The sequence below is a fragment of the Paraburkholderia acidiphila genome (genome assembly GCF_009789655.1).
In the GTDB taxonomy this organism is placed as follows: domain Bacteria; phylum Pseudomonadota; class Gammaproteobacteria; order Burkholderiales; family Burkholderiaceae; genus Paraburkholderia; species Paraburkholderia acidiphila.
In genome coordinates this window covers 636,470-651,454 of the sequence record NZ_CP046911.1, presented here as the reverse complement: position 1 = coordinate 651,454, position 14,985 = coordinate 636,470, and the positions used below count along the sequence as shown (strand labels likewise).

At 63.0% G+C, this 14,985-nt stretch carries 11 protein-coding genes; 4 read left to right on the top strand and 7 right to left on the bottom strand.

The features are described from left to right. Window positions 1–156: 156 nt before the first annotated feature. Window positions 157–2,088, bottom strand: a complete 1,932-nt coding sequence (locus tag FAZ97_RS27155) for a potassium transporter Kup (protein WP_158761686.1) — start codon at window positions 2,086–2,088, stop codon at window positions 157–159. Window positions 2,089–2,280: 192 nt separating this feature from the next. On the opposite strand from FAZ97_RS27155, the gene FAZ97_RS27150 reads away from it, so the two are divergent. Continuing rightward, window positions 2,281–3,273 (top strand): bifunctional helix-turn-helix transcriptional regulator/GNAT family N-acetyltransferase, encoded by a 993-nt coding sequence (locus FAZ97_RS27150; protein WP_158761684.1) that lies wholly within the window; start codon window positions 2,281–2,283, stop codon window positions 3,271–3,273. An 88-nt stretch (window positions 3,274–3,361) separates the two neighbouring features. Here the strand turns inward: FAZ97_RS27150 and FAZ97_RS27145 are convergent, their stop codons facing one another. From FAZ97_RS27145 to FAZ97_RS27130, 4 genes are all read right to left on the bottom strand, one after another. Beyond that, window positions 3,362–3,877 (bottom strand): hypothetical protein, encoded by a 516-nt coding sequence (locus FAZ97_RS27145; protein ID WP_158761682.1) that lies wholly within the window; start codon window positions 3,875–3,877, stop codon window positions 3,362–3,364. 8 nt (window positions 3,878–3,885) lie between these two features. Then, window positions 3,886–7,344 carry a patatin-like phospholipase family protein gene (locus tag FAZ97_RS27140; protein ID WP_199272195.1) on the bottom strand — a complete coding sequence of 1,153 codons (3,459 nt, stop codon included), beginning with the start codon at window positions 7,342–7,344 and terminating at the stop codon, window positions 3,886–3,888. Beyond that, window positions 7,328–9,157 (bottom strand): hypothetical protein, encoded by a 1,830-nt coding sequence (locus tag FAZ97_RS27135; RefSeq protein ID WP_158761680.1) that lies wholly within the window; start codon window positions 9,155–9,157, stop codon window positions 7,328–7,330. The genes FAZ97_RS27140 and FAZ97_RS27135 overlap by 17 nt, the downstream gene beginning before the upstream one ends. Window positions 9,158–9,822: 665 nt before the next feature. Then, the gene (locus FAZ97_RS27130; RefSeq protein WP_158761679.1) at window positions 9,823–10,707 is read right to left on the bottom strand and encodes an isocitrate lyase/PEP mutase family protein; all 885 of its coding nucleotides are present in this window, start codon (window positions 10,705–10,707) and stop codon (window positions 9,823–9,825) included. Between the two features lie 303 nt (window positions 10,708–11,010). Here FAZ97_RS27130 and FAZ97_RS27125 point away from each other — a divergent pair, with 303 nt between their 5' ends. Continuing rightward, the gene (locus FAZ97_RS27125) at window positions 11,011–11,622 is read left to right on the top strand and encodes a LysE family translocator (RefSeq protein ID WP_407671911.1); all 612 of its coding nucleotides are present in this window, start codon (window positions 11,011–11,013) and stop codon (window positions 11,620–11,622) included. Between the two features lie 16 nt (window positions 11,623–11,638). Then, window positions 11,639–12,487, top strand: coding sequence for an alpha/beta hydrolase family protein (locus tag FAZ97_RS27120; RefSeq protein ID WP_158761677.1), 849 nt, complete (start codon window positions 11,639–11,641; stop codon window positions 12,485–12,487). Here FAZ97_RS27120 and gcvA read toward each other — a convergent pair. Next, window positions 12,462–13,430, bottom strand: a complete 969-nt coding sequence (gcvA, locus tag FAZ97_RS27115; RefSeq protein WP_158761676.1) for a transcriptional regulator GcvA — start codon at window positions 13,428–13,430, stop codon at window positions 12,462–12,464. The two genes, FAZ97_RS27120 and gcvA, sit on opposite strands and share 26 nt — an antisense overlap. 147 nt (window positions 13,431–13,577) lie before the next feature. Here gcvA and FAZ97_RS27110 point away from each other — a divergent pair, with 147 nt between their 5' ends. After that, window positions 13,578–14,369: an SDR family NAD(P)-dependent oxidoreductase gene (locus tag FAZ97_RS27110; protein WP_158761674.1), complete on the top strand. Its 792-nt coding sequence runs from the start codon at window positions 13,578–13,580 to the stop codon at window positions 14,367–14,369. A 151-nt stretch (window positions 14,370–14,520) separates the two neighbouring features. Here FAZ97_RS27110 and FAZ97_RS27105 read toward each other — a convergent pair whose 3' ends face one another. Next, window positions 14,521–14,811: a hypothetical protein gene (locus FAZ97_RS27105; RefSeq protein WP_158761672.1), complete on the bottom strand. Its 291-nt coding sequence runs from the start codon at window positions 14,809–14,811 to the stop codon at window positions 14,521–14,523. Window positions 14,812–14,985: the final 174 nt, after the last annotated feature.

Sequence of the window (14,985 nt, the reverse complement as noted above, 5' to 3'; positions counted from 1 at the left end):
GCGGGCGCCGCGCCTGTTCCCGGCGTGGAACCCGAACAAGACCAGACTGTGTAGCGCTTGCGTTTGCGCGCGTTGCAGGCACGGCGCGGCACCCGCCTTGCCGTACCCGGCAATGCAGGCAAACCGGCACGACATCGGAAAATTACTGAGGCCCGATCAGAGCGCCACTTGCACGCCCAATTCGACCACATGCTCGGGAGCGAGGCCGTAGTACTCGGCACTAGAAGCGCAGTGGTACGACATGAAAGCGAAAAGCCGCGCGCGCCAGTGGCTCACGTCTTGCTGGGCGGGCTGTCTCAGCACTTCGTCTCGCGGCAGATAGTAGGTGGTCTGCCGCGGATCGAACCGCCAGTCGCCCAGCCGGCCTTGCAGCGAGGCCAGCAGGTGCGGCAGATTGGGCCGCTCGACAAAGCCATGATGCGCAACGATCTCCCAGCAGCCCGCTCCCAGCTCGCGCGTCTCGATACGCGTTTCATCGTCCGCCTGTGGTGCGGACTCCGAAACGTTCGCGAACACGATTACCGTGCGGTGCAGGACGTGATTGTGCCGCACGTTACACACGAGCGCGGCCGGCGTCATGCCGGGTACGTTGCCCGGGTAGACGGCCGTGCCAGGCACGCGGGACGGCTTCGGACCGGCTGAGCAGGTGTCGTGCAAGAAGGCGTCGACCGACTCGCCGCGCGCCGCATGGCGCGCCTCCAGTTCGCGGCCCCGGTTCCAGGTGCTCATCGTGATGAACAGCACCGCGCCCACGGAGACCGGAAACCAGCCGCCCGTGGGGATTTTCGGCAGGTTCGCGGCAAGCAGCATGCCGTCCACGACCAGCAGCGGCACGCACGCGAGCACCGCAATGAGGCGCGGCCACCCCCACACTTCGTGGCATACGGATAGCATCTGCATCGACGTGGTCACCATCGTCATCGCTACCGCGAGGCCATACGCCGAAGTGAGCCGCCCGGAGCTGCGAAAGAACAGCACCAGAAACACCACGGCCACGAGCAAGCCCGCGTTCACCGCCGGAACATACACCTGGCCGCGCCGCTTGCTCGACGTCTCTATCGTCCGCATGCGTGGCAGGAAGCCCAGTTCGATCGCCTGGCTCGTCATCGAAAACGCACCCGAAATCACCGCTTGCGAAGCGATGATGGTGGCAAGCATGGCGATGCCGACAGCCGGAATGAGCGCCCAGTGGGGCACCGAGTGAAAAAACGGCTGGCTCGCGCCGCCCGGCTCGAACAGCACCGTCGCGGCCTGGCCAAAATAGCCGAGGACAATCGCGGGCAGCACAACGCAAAAGAACGCGATGCGAATGGAACGCGTGCCGAAGTGACCGATGTCGGCATAGAGCGCTTCGGCGCCGGTCAACGCCAGGATCACGGCGGCGAGCACGCCGAACGCGAGCGCAGGATGCGAGAGCGCGAGCCGCACCGCCCATACCGGCGACACCGCGGCGAGAATCGCGGGATAGCGCGCGATGTGATACACGCCTACCGCCCCGAGGCTCACGAACCATACCGCCATGACGGGACCGAACGTGCGCCCGACCACGGCGGTGCCGCGCGACTGGAACAGGAAGAGCGCCACGAGAATCGCCAGCGAAACCGGCAGCACGGCGCTGTCGAACGCAGGATTGATTTCCTTGAGCCCCTCCACCGCGGAGAGCACGGAGATGGCGGGCGTGATCATCGAGTCGCCGTAGAACATCGCCGCGCCAACGAGGCCCGCGAGCACGAGCAGACGCGGCGCGGGGCGCCCTGCCTTCGCGAACCCGGCGCGCACGAGCGCCGTGAGCGCGACGATGCCGCCCTCGCCCTCGTTATCGGCGCGCATCACGAAGCAAGCGTACTTGAGCACCACGACGATGAGCACTGCCCACAGGATCATGGAGAGCACGCCCATCACGAAGGGCTGCGCCGCGGTATGCGCCGTCTGGACCGCTTCGCGCAGCGCGTAGATCGGACTCGTGCCGATGTCGCCAAACACCACGCCAAGCGCGCCGAGCACCAGCGCGCTCTGGCCGGAGTCGTCCCGGTTGCGCGCCTTGACTTTCGGCGCTTGTCTGATGGGGTCGAGGCGTTCCTGAAGCATGGCTGCGCGGCATCCGTGGAGGCTTTGCCTTCCCGCAAGCGGCGTTCCTCCCGGGGCCTGAGCGAGTGAAGGGTCGAACGGCAATTGCCCGGCTGCGGTGCGAACTTGCGTTATCCGCGGGGCCGGCCTATATTGCTCGCAGATGGTTGCGACTCGCAACCATTTGGTTGATGACAAAGCGTGGAGACCCTCATGGATTTTATCGACGTGCCCGCCCAGCCTCGCGAGACGACCATCCTCGAGCTGCGCGAGTTCTCGCGGCGACTCGTGCGCGAACTGGGCTTCATGCGCACGACGCTGGCGGATAGCGATCTCGCCCCTTCCGCCGTGCACGCCATCATCGAGATCGGCGCGCAGCCGGGCATCAATGCGCGGGCGCTGGGCGACATCCTGCGACTCGACAAGTCGAACACGAGCCGCCAGGTCGCGCGGCTCGAGGCGGCGGGTCTCGTCAAACGCAAGACTGCCGACGACGACGCGCGCTCGTCCGAACTGACCCTGAGCGCGGCGGGCCAGAAGCTGCGCGCGAAGATCGACCGCTTCGCCACGGACCAGGTTTCCAACGCGCTGCGGCGGCTGGTTCCCGCCGATCAACAGGTGCTCGTGCGCGCGCTCGCGCTCTACGCCGACGCGCTCGCGCACGACAACCCCAACGCGGGTGGCGCGACCGCGTCGACAGCGGGCGTGCAGATCGTGGAAGGCTACCTGCCCGGCTGCATTGGCGACATTGCGAGCCTGCACGCGCGGTTCTACGCAGCGAACTGGGGCTTCGGCGCTTACTTCGAGAAGAAGGTGGCGACGGAACTGGCCGAATTCGCCGGTGCGTTGCCGGACGACAACAAGGCGTTGTGGCTGGCGGTGGAACGCGATCGCATCCTGGCTTCGCTTGCCATCGACGGCAACGAGAGCGGCAATACAGGCGTCGCCCATCTGCGCTGGTTCATCGTGGACGACTCGCTGCGCGGCACCGGTATCGGCAGGCAGTTGATGACGAGCGCCATGCGGTTCGTCGATGCGCGCTACGCCGAGACTTACCTCTGGACGTTCAAGGGCCTCGACGCCGCGCGGCATCTGTACGAGTCGTTCGGCTTCCAGTTGGCTGAGGAATTCGAAGGCGACCAATGGGGCACGAAGGTCACAGAGCAGCGCTTCGTGAGGCGCGCCTCTCCAGGCGCGTCAAAATAAGCGAGGGCATTGCCGAAGCGACGAGGTAACGAATCGGACACGACACGCCTGCGAATGCAGGCAATGAAGGGGGCCGCGCGATATATCGTCAATCGTGCGTGGCAGCCGGACAGGATTGCCAGGAGCCTGGAAGGACACTGGGCAGACCACTCGTGTGATCGGGATGAATCACCACGTCATTGACGTCCACGACATCGACGCGGACAGGCACAACGCACTTTAAAAACATCGACTCGTTCTTGCCCGAAGGGCAAGGCTGCGCGCTGCGCTCCCCGCCCGCTGCGAGTACGAAATGACTCCCAGAGATCACCTCGATCTGGCCCGGCTCCAGCTTTTCGCCCTGACTCTTATAGACCCAGCCTCCACCTTCAGCTGTGCGATTGACCACAACGCATTTGAGCGCATAACTAGTGTGGCCCCGATTGATGAGTGCAATATACAGATCAGCTCCACCGGCCCCTTGCGTCGTGCTCGACGTTCCGCCTGGAACGGTGGATGTCGCACCCGTTATGGGTTCGAGATACCAGCCGGATTGCAGATCGGGCCGCGACGCGCAGCCTGGAACGCAGAGGAAAACAACAGCCATCGAGGCGGCGAGTTTCATGGCGTTGGTCATTGCAGCCCCCCACGAACATAGTTTTGCGGGCTGAGTGCGTTCACGCTGCGCGTCAACGTGTCGAGTTGCGCCTTGATGAGCGTGAGTTCGGCTAACGTCGCGGCGGCGTTGCTGGATGGATTCTGTGCCGCGAGCGTCGCGCTGACCTTGTCGACACGCTGCGTCAATTCAGCAAGCAATCGTAGCTGCGTCGTCACATCGGTGCTTGACCACGCCGGTGACTGCAATTTTGTGATCGACGCTTGCAGCGCATTGATGCTCTGCGCGAGCGCACCGATTTGCCCAGCAAGAGCGGGGTCCGGACTGTCCGGTTGCGGCTGCGGTTGCGGTTGCAAAGCGACAATCAGGCGATCGATCGCGACGCTCAGGCGCTCGGTCGAATTCTGCAGCGTCTCGAGCCGCGCAGGCAGACCGGATGTGTCGGGGCTGCCCGGCGCCACCTTGCCAGGTGGCTTCTCTCCAGGTTGTGTGTCGGGCGCCTTCGGAGAGATGACCGACGGCAGATGCGTGGCAACGACTCCGGCTGCGCCCGTCGCCGCCAGCGCGGAGGCAAGCACCGCGTTATGACCGATCGACTGCAACCATTGCGCGAACGCGCTGCCTTTCGTGGCATTCGCCTCGTCATCCGCCGCAGCCGCGCTTGCCGGTGCAGGTGCGGGCACAGAAGCGGGCGGGCGCGCGAGTGCGACTGAAAGTGCGGGGTTCGCCACCGCCCACTGGCCATATTTCTTGAACGTATTCAGAACTGTGTGTTCACCAAGCATTCGGTAGCTTTCGAATTGCGCCTCGGTGAAAAATTGATCAGCGGTGGTTTCCTGCGGGAACGCCCCGCCTGGCACCTTGCTTGTGGCGGCATAGCTGCATACGTCCACCGGTTCATCGCCGAATAGCACCGGCTTGATGAGGATGAGTTGGCCGTCGAGCTGCCCTGCGTCGACCGCCGAATAGCCAATGGCGCCAATGCGAACCCGCCTGGCAATGGCACCCGGCCCGACGCTCGGGGTCGGCAACGGCATGGGAAAGGTTATCGAAATGCCGAAGTCAATGCGGATCTTGCGGATCGCATTCTCCAGGTCCGCATACGCATATTGAGGATCCGCCGCGGCATCGACAACCACGATGCGCCGGCAACGACGCCTTACCATTTCATACAGGCCGAGATTCTCGAAGTGGCCACCATCGGAGAGATAGACATGCTCATTGTTATCGCTCGAGGTGGCGAATGCCTCCCTTAACAGCGGCATGATGCCGAAGATCGGATTCCGGCGGTGTAGTCCGCTCGCTGTGCCAAAACGCGGCGACGGCAGCCACCAGCCGAGCCGGACGTTGAAAAGCGTCATCACGAAGGCCACGAGACCCGACGTGTGATAGCCCATGTTGGGCGAAGCGGCAGCGCCCGAGATGGTCATTGCGCGACCTAGCGTGATATCGGCATAGCCGGTTGTCGGCACATAGCCGATCGTGCTGCTCCCGGTGAAAAGCGGCGAGATGATGAAGGAAGTGGCTTTGCGCTGTTGCCATGCGAGACGTCGCTTCGAAGGTTTCGCGAGATTCAGCGCGGTGTTGACGACGGGATAGAGACGTCGCGTGGGCGGGCGCGGCGGCGGCGGCGGCAGCGGGAACGGCGGCGCCTTAGGATTCATCGACCAATTGTCGTTATCGTCGAAGTTGGTGAACCACTGCGGATTGCGCTGCGCGTTGGTTGCGCCCAGATAGGCGCGCACGAGCCGGTTGCCATACAGGTTGTGCAACGAAAACGTATTGGCGCCGATCGCTGCCGATACGAAGAACGCGAACGCCACAGCAAACACGCATGCAATGAGGAGATACAAACAATTCGTATCGGTAAGGATGCGCGCATAGCCCACTTTCGTGTCCCAATCGGAATCTCCGCGAAGGACACCAATGGCAACGTTCACGCAATAGCTCAACACGATCAACAACACGACAATGAATGCCGCAGCCGAGATCTGGAGCACGCGCGTTCTAGCGACCGCAGCGAGCGACGGTGCGCGTTTTTTGAGCGTTGCCGTGGTCTTGCTCCAGTAGCCCGCAAGGCTTACCGCAACACCGATCAGTCCGCCACTGAGCCCAACGTGCGAGAGCCGATCGGCGCCCGAATCAAGCAAAAATAGAACGGCATACGTCACGATTGAAAACATGCCGATCCACCCGACTACAGCAAGGAAGTAGTACGCGCTGGCGCGTGCCCACCACTCTCGATAGGCCTCCATGCCGGGCGGACGGGGAACCCCCTGAGACAACTTCTGGGCATTTCCCCGGGTCAGCGGACCCGTCGCTCCCGCCTGCAATACCGAGGCGATCCACAGACCGCAAACAACGAGCGGGAATGACCAGACCGCATAGTTCGTGAGCATTACCGGGTCCGCGCGCAAACGCGCCACCGGCGGGGCGAAATAGCGCACCAGTGCGAAATAGCCCGCGGCAACGACCGCGCCGCTGCCCACAATCGCGAGAATCACCCATAGCCTCGGCGGATAGTGAATCGGTTCGATGCCGCGAAGGCGCCGCACAAGGAAACCGACCGGAACCGCGACGGCCTGTACCACCGCCCCCGAACACGCAAACCAGACGAGGTTGCCAGGCTGCGAGCCCGCTGTTTGCAGATCCTGCTGGGTGGCCGCCCAGCTCAACAGCACAGCAGCCAGACAGAGCGGAGCGAAGCTGCAAAGGAGGAACCAGTTGCGTACCTCCTTGGTATCAGTGCTGGGCTTGCCGGTCATGTCGCCGATCATGTAGCCGTGGCCGATTGCGATCAGCCCCCCCGCGGCAAGCAAAGGGACACGCACGCTCCCGCCTTGCAAGTGTAGTGAAAGCAGCCACAATCGCGGTACGGCGACCGCCGCGAGCAGCAGCGGGACGAACACAAGCCAGTTGAGCAACAGATTACGCGCAAAGGTCATGATGAGCGTGAACAGATCGGCCGACATGCCCCACACCGGACTCAGGTAATTGCTGTACGCACGCAGGTTGCGAATCTCTTCCGGCTCCGGCTGGTGAAGCGCGCCGGGCGGCCCGTTCGTGGGCGGCGGCGGGTGCCCCAGCGCCGTGAGCACATTGCCGAGCGTCGTGCGCTGTATCCAGCTTGTCAGCCAGGCTCCGATATAACCGCCACCCGATACCGTCGAGAGATAGTGGAAGTTTTGCAACAGGCCCCGCTTCGCAAGCCCCTGAAGCACGCCCAGGCAGAACGTCGCGCTGCGAATTCCGCCGCCGGACAGGCACAGCGCGCATTGCACCTGGTCGCCGGGCAATCCATGAATGTCGCGCCGTAGGGCATGCTCGCGCTCCTCTATGCTCGCGTTGGGAGCGATCGAGGTGCGGCTGGCATTCGGATGCAGGAGTTTGAACTCGGCCTCGAGCATCTCGCACTCTTCCTTGCGAGCCGCGTCGGTCAGGGTTTCGGCCCGAACCTCTTTATTGTCCGCGTTCATTTTGGCTCTCCGCTCCCGGTTTGGGGACTAATTCGTGCTTACCCGCATCGTGGGAGTCCGGTAGTTTTCGCCTCGCTAATTCTGCATAACTAATTTTCTGGAATTTATTGGAATCGGTGGCGACGGATTTCGCGCCCGCACGCTCGCCCTTTATCTCTTTGGCTTGCAGGTCTGCCTGAGCGACCACAGCATGGTAAAGCTCCAGAATCAGTGCGGTCGTAAGGGGGTTCCAGATGTCGTTGTGATCCATCATGATCGCCTTGTCGACTCTTACGACCCAGTAAGGGAAATAATTGATGGATGGATCGGCACTCGCGGTCGGAACTTTAACTTTAACGAGCGACATGCCGTCGCCCATATAGACACTCGGATCGTTGAATATCTCGAATTCGCGCGTCGGATTGCCGCTGCGCGCCCAGCACTGTTCGATTCGGCAATCAATTCTGGCCATTAACGGCTTGCCGGCGTTGGAACCTGTTTCGCATTCGTCTTTGTCGATCAGATTCGCCGCTCCGCACAGTGACTCGGGGCGAGCGCTGGAGGTGGGATAGTTGGGGGAAGTGGCTTGCGGCGACAAGCACAAAAGGTGGGTCTGAAACGCAGGAACCCAGCCTGCGCCGTGGTCGTCCTCGGCGCCCTCCGCGTCCAGCGAATTGTCAGCGGCGGCGGTCACGTGCCGGAAGATCGGGAACATATCGCGAGTGGCCCAATCGCCGTCGCTCTGCAACGTCACCAGAACGGGAAGCTGTACGCCGCCCACCATCTCGCCTGGCTGGATATAAGCCCTGCGTTGCGCCGAATAAAACAACGGCGCATAGCGCGTTCCTTCGAAGGCGGGGTTCAGAAGCACGACAAGGTCGCCAAACGAATAGACCCGGTTCGATTGCTTCGTATTGAGGCCAGTCTCCATGTTCCCCAACAAGGAGCGGAAATCGACCAATGCTCCAAAGCTATGCCCGATCGTCAGCATGTGAACGTTCCCGCAGTGTTGTGCACTTCCTGCCGTTTCCGTGTTCCCGCTCGGGTGGCAGGAATTGTCCACATAAAATTTGTGGAGCCGCTCGAAGAGACCCTGCACCGCGCCGGCAGACACAGTCTCAGCTGCGAGCTTCCGGTCGAGCACCGTCGCGTATTTCAATGGACCTGTCAGCGAATCACCGCGCCAACCTATGAATATGCCAACAACGTGACGCTCCTCTGCCGGCGGGGCATCGAACTTTGCGAGCGACTCAAGGAATGCGCGAAACAGCACGGCATAGTAGTTATCGGACTGCGATGAACCGTGCCAGCCATGGGTATAAACGACAATGTCGAGCCGGACCGGCTTAACCGGCTCGGTGGGATTCGCCGGCTTCGGCGGACTCACGAGTGCATCGAGTTGCGCAAAGAGATTTTCGATCTCGGTCGTGTTCGCAGGGAGCTTGGGATTGGCCCGTAAGTCAGCTTCCCACCCCTGGTCGTCGAATTCCGTGAAAAACAAATCGTAGTTCTTGTGATGTTCGGCAGGCGTGTGCCAGCAGGCGTTGTCAGCACCGCCTGGTGTCGTCTGGTCCACATCGTCCGACAAACACTTCGACAGTCCATCTCCGTCCGGATCTACGCGTTCGAGCGTGCCACATGCCGTCGGCTTGCTTGCAGCAGGCGTGGTGCCCGTATCGGTCAACGTCTTGTCGAACGCGTCGTAGAGTCTCTCGCATGCCGACTTGTCGGGCGCGTGATTCTTATAGGCGTGGTACGGCGGGTTGCTGGAGCAACCGGCGAAGACGAATGCAAAAACAGAAAGCGAGATGATTTTTTTTGGCAGCTGGAACATGTCCCGGTCTCCCCGACCCCGTGTGGCACACCGATCCACGTGCAATCGCACCACGAGTGCTCGCTCACGGGTGGGGCCTCAGACCCGTTCGGCGGCGCAGTTGTTCTTTAGGCAACGCACTCGCATACTGAATGATCGTCATCGTCATCGTCATCGTCGGCGGGGGCACAGGGCACTCAACGCGCCGCGCCGAAGCATACTGAACTCGCTCCGTTAATTCGAGTGGCTTTCGCGGCACTTCGATCATGACCATGACTTGCTCGCTTTATATGAGACACAGTCGATGAACAATGGACTCCTACTTATTTTTTAATTAATTATCCTAATAATTCAGCTACGCAAATCGATATCACCCACCTGAAATAGCTAATACCTGCCCTGACTTGCTGTATGTGGGGCGGACCACATCGACGCGCGAGATATTATGCTAAATGGATATTTTTGCGCAGCAACGTCTTCTGACAGACGAGCGGACGCAGCGCATCCCATCGCTGCTCGTACCTGTGTCATCCGCTCCCGCGCGGGTTCGATTGGGCGATGGGTAACGTGATCGGCGGCACCCGCCTCGGCCCTGCCCCGCCGCAACGCACGCATATGAGGCGCGCGGCAGACCACGCGCGCCTCGTTGCAGACGAATGTAAATTTTCAGCAGGTTGTCGCCGCGTTCAGTCCTTCGGCGCGTACTCTTTATCGAGCCGGTCGAACAGCGGCTTGTTCACGAGGCGCTGACGCTCGGCGAACGGCGCGACGATATTCGCGTCTTCGTCGAGGCGCCCGTTCGCGCGCAATTGTCCGAGCGCACGCTGCATGCCGGCCACCGCGCCTTGCAGCGCCGCGTTCGCATACAGCACCAACGCGTAGCCGAGGCCAGCCAACGCTTCGCGCGACTGCACCGGGGTCTTGCCGCCAATCACGATGTTGATGAGCTGCGGAGCGTCGATGAGTTTCGGCAAGCGCTCGATGTCCTCGAGCTTTTCCGTGGCTTCGATAAAGAGAATGTCCGCGCCCGCCTCGATGAACGCATGACCGCGCGCGATCGCGTCTTCGATACCGTGCACCGCGGCCGCGTCGGTGCGCGCCATGATGAGCAGGTTGCCGTCTTCGCGCGCGTCCACGGCCGCGCGGATCTTGCCCACCATCTCGCTCGCGCCGATCACTTCCTTGTTGGCGAAGTGGCCGCATTTCTTCGGCATGATCTGGTCTTCGAACTGGATCGCGTCCGCGCCGCTGCGCTCCAGCGTGCGCACGGTCTGACGCACGTTCAGTGCGTTGCCGAAGCCCGTATCGGCGTCGACGACGAGCGGCAGGTTGACGGCGTCACGCACGCGCGCCGTGTGCTCGGCAATGTCGGACAGCCCGATGAAACCAAGATCGGGCAGGCCGAACGACATGTTGGTCACGCCCGCACCCGTGAGGTAGAGCGCCTCGAAGCCGGCGTCCTCGATCACGCGGGCGCTCATGGCATTGAAGGCGCCCGGCATGAGCAGGCCGCGGCGTTCGTTGACCTTGGCGCGGAAAGCGGCGCGGCGCGCGGCAGTTGAGGTGGTCATAGCGATGGCTCCGTTCGGTGAGTGTGTTGGGCGGTTTCGAGGTGATGCAGAGATTCGTACGACGCATGCCAATTGGCAGAAACCAGCCGCATGCGACATAAAACGATACTGTATCTGGCCATGACACCGTGTGCGCGACGACGGCTTCGTGCCACAGGCTCGGGAACGTTTTGTGAAACGTTTCAGCACCCCGCGGATCGCGAGGCCAGGCCGAACCGAACCGCGCGGTCGTACGGAGTATCATGACGCGCTGAACGACGCGTCGATTGACGGCGCATCGGACCTGCCGCGGAACCTGCCATCGTGAACTATTTCAATGTCCTGCTCGCGCTTTCGGGCGTGCTGCTTCTGAGCGTCGCCAGCCCGGGGCCGAACTTTGTCATCGTCACCTCGACGGCGGTGGCTTCGCGCCGCGCGGGGCTCGCGACCGGCCTGGGCCTCGCCGCCGCCTCCGGCACCTGGGCGTGGATCGCCATCGCGGGCTTGAGCCTGATCGTCGCCCATGTCGCCTGGATCGGCACGGGACTGCGCATCGCGGGCGCGGCCTATCTGATCTGGCTCGGAGCGAAAATGCTCCTCACCGCGCGCCAGCCCCTGGCGGTCGCGACGCAGACGGGCGCATCGGGCTGGGCCGCCGCGAAAAAGGGCTACGTCGTCAGCATGACGAACCCCAAGGCCATTGCGTTCTACGGCAGCATCTTCGCGTTGATGGTGCCCGCCGCCGCGCCGCGTTGGCTCGAAGTGGCCGTCGTCGTGATCGCCGTCCTCATCTCGTGCGCCTGGTATTGCACGATGGCCCTGCTCGCCTCGCATCCGTCCGTGCGTCAGTTCCTCGTTCGGCGCAAAGCCGCGCTCGACTCGGTTGTGGGTGTCGTGCTGATCGGGCTCGGCGGGCGCATGCTCGCAGGGCGCTAAGCGAGTCCGCGCGGCCATGAGTGGGCGCATCGCTTCGCGTTGGCGGCGCGTGTCGCCGCTGACGTACCTGCTGGCGTTCGTGCTCGCAGCGTCGTCCTTGCTGGCCCATGCGCAAAGCGCGCCCAGGGTCGTCGACATTCCAACCCGGCCCGGCGTTACCCAGCGCTTTCTTTTCATTGCGCCGGCGGCGCCGAAGGCAGTCGCAATGCTTTACGCGGGCGGGCACGGCGGTCTGCAACTGGACTCGCAGGGAAACTTCGGCTGGGGCGCCAACAACTTTCTCGTGCGCACCCGTATGCTGTTCGTGAACGACGGCGTCGCCGTGGCGGTCATCGACGCACCGGGCGACCGGCAGTCGCCACCTTACCTGGACGGCTTTCGCCTCACGCCCGAACACGCCGAGGATGCGCGTGCCGTGATCGCATGGTTGCGCGCGCAACTACAGGTGCCGGTCTGGCTCGTCGGCACGAGCCGCGGCACGCAGTCGGTCGCGGCCATCGCCATTGCGCTCGCGAATAGCGCCAACACCGGCGCGAGCCCGGGCGCGGGGCCGGACGGCATCGTGCTCACCTCGACCATCCTGCGTGAGAACCGGGGCGGCGACCCGGTCACCAGCATGAACCTCGCCGCGCTCAAGATTCCCGTGCTGGTGGTGCACAACAAGGACGACGCGTGCAAGCTCTGTCCCGTATCCGACACGGACACCCTCGTGCAAAAACTCACGCAATCGCCGAGAACGAAGTTGATGCTCGTCTCCGGCGGCACCTCGCGTGGCGACCCGTGTGGGGCGCTTGCGTATCACGGCTACAACGGCATTGAAAGCGATGTCGTGCATGACATCACGTCGTGGATGCTGGCGCCTTGAGTGCGCGGCGACTACGCGTGAACGACGTTTGCGCACCGCCTCCGGCCTCGTCCTTCAGCCAGTCACGAAACGCCACGAGGCGAGGCAGACTCGCGCACTCGGGGCGATAGACCACGTAATACGCCAGCGCCGATGTCAAGGCGACTTCCGGAAAGAGGCGTACTAGCCTGCCAGCCGCGAGATCGTCGCGCGCCATGACGCTGCGCGCGAGCGCGACGCCGTGGCCCTCTATCGCGGCTTGCAGCACAGCAGCCGAGTTGTTGATCTTCATGCCGCGGCTGACCGGCGCAAGCGTCACGCCCACGCTCGCGAACCACGCCTGCCACGAAGCGAAGCCCGCATGGCTGTCCACGGAGAGATCGTGAATGAGCGGCGCGCGCGTGAGATCGCGCGGCACGCGCCATTTGCCGGCTCGGCGCACGGCCGGCGAACAGACGGGAAAGATCTCCTCGTCCATGAGCTTTTCGGCAACGAGCCCCGGCCACGCGCCCGCCCCATAGCGCACGCCGATATCGACGCCCTGCGCAATGAAATCGAGCAGCTTCAGGCTCGTATCCAGACGAACGTCCGTGTCCGGCCACGCAGTCTGAAAGCGGTCGATGCGCGGCAGGAGCCATTTCGCGGCGAACGCGGGGCTCACCGTGACAGTCAGCACACCGTTCGCCGAACCTTCCTTCAGGCGCTCCAGCCCCAGACTCAAGCGATCGAAACCCGCGCGGATGTCGGGCAGCGCGCGCTCGGCCACTTCCGTCGCCACGAGCCGCGCGCGTCCGCCGCTGCCGCGTACGAACAAGGGCGTGCCAAGCCAGTCTTCGAGACTGCGCACGAGCTGGCCAACGGCGGCAGGCGTCACGTTCAGTTCGGCCGCCGCGGCGGAAAAGCTCTGATGCCGCGCGCTTGCTTCGAATGCGCGCATGGCGTTGAGGTAGACCGGCGTCGTCATGATCTAAAGTTTTTCTATCAATGAGACACAGAATAACTGGTTTGAAGCCGCGTGACGACGAGAACAGAATGCGTGCTGTAGACAGAGCGCCGGGTGTATTCCGTTCCGCCAGCGTCAGGCCCATTTCGCGACTTCGAGGAGTCCATCATGAACCCAAGTTTTTCTTTTGATTTTACGTCCAAGATCGCCATTGTTACCGGCGGCGGTTCCGGCATCGGCAAGGAAGTGGCCGCGCGTCTCGTGAAGGGCGGCGCGCGCGTTGTCATCGGCGGGCGCGATGAAGCGAAGTTGCGCGAGGCGGCCGCGCAAATCGATCCTTCAGGCGCCAATGTGCGTTTTCATGCCGGCGACATCGCGCTGCCGGCCACCGCGGCTGCGTTGGTTGGCCTCGCGACCGAGGCGTTCGGCGGCGTCGACATTCTCATCAACAACGCCGGCATTTTCCGGCCCAAAGCGTTTCTCGACGTGACCGAGGCCGAATACGACGGCTTTCTCGACACGATCCTCAAAGGCAAGTTCTTCATGGCACAGGCCGCTGCGAAAGCCATGCTCAAGCGCGGCGGCGGCGCCATCGTGCAGACGGGTTCGCTCTGGGCACTGCAGGCCATCGGCGCCACGCCTTCCGCGGCCTATTCGGCGGCGAATGCGGGCGTGCATGCGCTCACGCGCAATCTCGCCATCGAACTCGCGCCCTCGAACATTCGCATCAATACCGTCGCGCCGGGCGTCGTGGAAACGCCGGTCTATCGCACCTTCATGACCGAGGACGAGGTCAGCAAAACGCTGCCGGGGTTCAACGCGTTTCATCCGCTCGGGCGCAACGGTCAGCCCGCGGATGTTGCCGAGGCCATGCTCTTTCTCGCGTCGCCTCACGCTTCGTGGATCACGGGCACCGTGCTGCCGGTGGACGGCGGCGTGATGGCTGGCCGCCACGCCTGAAGCGCGACCGGCTCAGAACCTCGGGCCATGACTCGGGTTAATCGATGCTCCCCGCTGCTTGTCATCTGATCCCTTCCCCGTGAGCGGCAATTGAAATTGCCGCTCACCGCGCCTGTAATTTTTCTACGCGCCTGGATGCGGCACCCGTCATTCATTCCCGATACGCCGCCATCACGATCCACATGTCGCGTTCGCCGTTGCTCACTTCGACAGCCAGCGCGTAACGATCGTGCGGGCTGCAGGCATTTTGCAGCGCCTTGCGCGCCTGCTCCGTGCTGGCGTACTCGCGCCTCGGCAGGGGACGCACCTCGTTGCGACCCTCGAACATATTCTGGTCCTTGCGGTAGATGAGCGTTTCCGTTTTCCATTCACGAAAACATTCCCTGACATGCTGGAAATCGCCGCCGCAAACATTGACTTCGTAGCGTGGAGTTGACTTCATGATCGACTGCCTCCCTTGCCGGTTCAGTGCGCGCGAGAGCCGTTTTCCTCACGCCAGGCGCGTGCCCGCCTATGTCGATGCATGGAGCATGCCGGGCCCCGCTGCAAACAGCAGACGTTATTGCATTCGCGCAGGAAGTGAAAGCAAAAGGAAAGCTCCACGAGCGTTTGGCCG

Bases quoted from the DNA above. Each gene is read 5' to 3' on its own strand.
- FAZ97_RS27130 (WP_158761679.1), bottom strand. From the start codon at position 10,707: ATGACCACCTCAACTGCCGCGCGCCGCGCCGCTTTCCGCGCCAAGGTC.
- FAZ97_RS27120 (WP_158761677.1), top strand. From the start codon at position 11,639: ATGAGTGGGCGCATCGCTTCGCGTTGGCGGCGCGTGTCGCCGCTGACG.
- FAZ97_RS27140 (WP_199272195.1), bottom strand. From the start codon at position 7,344: ATGAACGCGGACAATAAAGAGGTTCGGGCCGAAACCCTGACCGACGCG.
- FAZ97_RS27150 (WP_158761684.1), top strand. From the start codon at position 2,281: ATGGATTTTATCGACGTGCCCGCCCAGCCTCGCGAGACGACCATCCTC.
- FAZ97_RS27155 (WP_158761686.1), bottom strand. From the start codon at position 2,088: ATGCTTCAGGAACGCCTCGACCCCATCAGACAAGCGCCGAAAGTCAAG.
- FAZ97_RS27110 (WP_158761674.1), top strand. From the start codon at position 13,578: ATGAACCCAAGTTTTTCTTTTGATTTTACGTCCAAGATCGCCATTGTT.
- FAZ97_RS27135 (WP_158761680.1), bottom strand. From the start codon at position 9,157: ATGTTCCAGCTGCCAAAAAAAATCATCTCGCTTTCTGTTTTTGCATTC.
- FAZ97_RS27145 (WP_158761682.1), bottom strand. From the start codon at position 3,877: ATGAAACTCGCCGCCTCGATGGCTGTTGTTTTCCTCTGCGTTCCAGGC.
- FAZ97_RS27105 (WP_158761672.1), bottom strand. From the start codon at position 14,811: ATGAAGTCAACTCCACGCTACGAAGTCAATGTTTGCGGCGGCGATTTC.
- gcvA (WP_158761676.1), bottom strand. From the start codon at position 13,430: ATGACGACGCCGGTCTACCTCAACGCCATGCGCGCATTCGAAGCAAGC.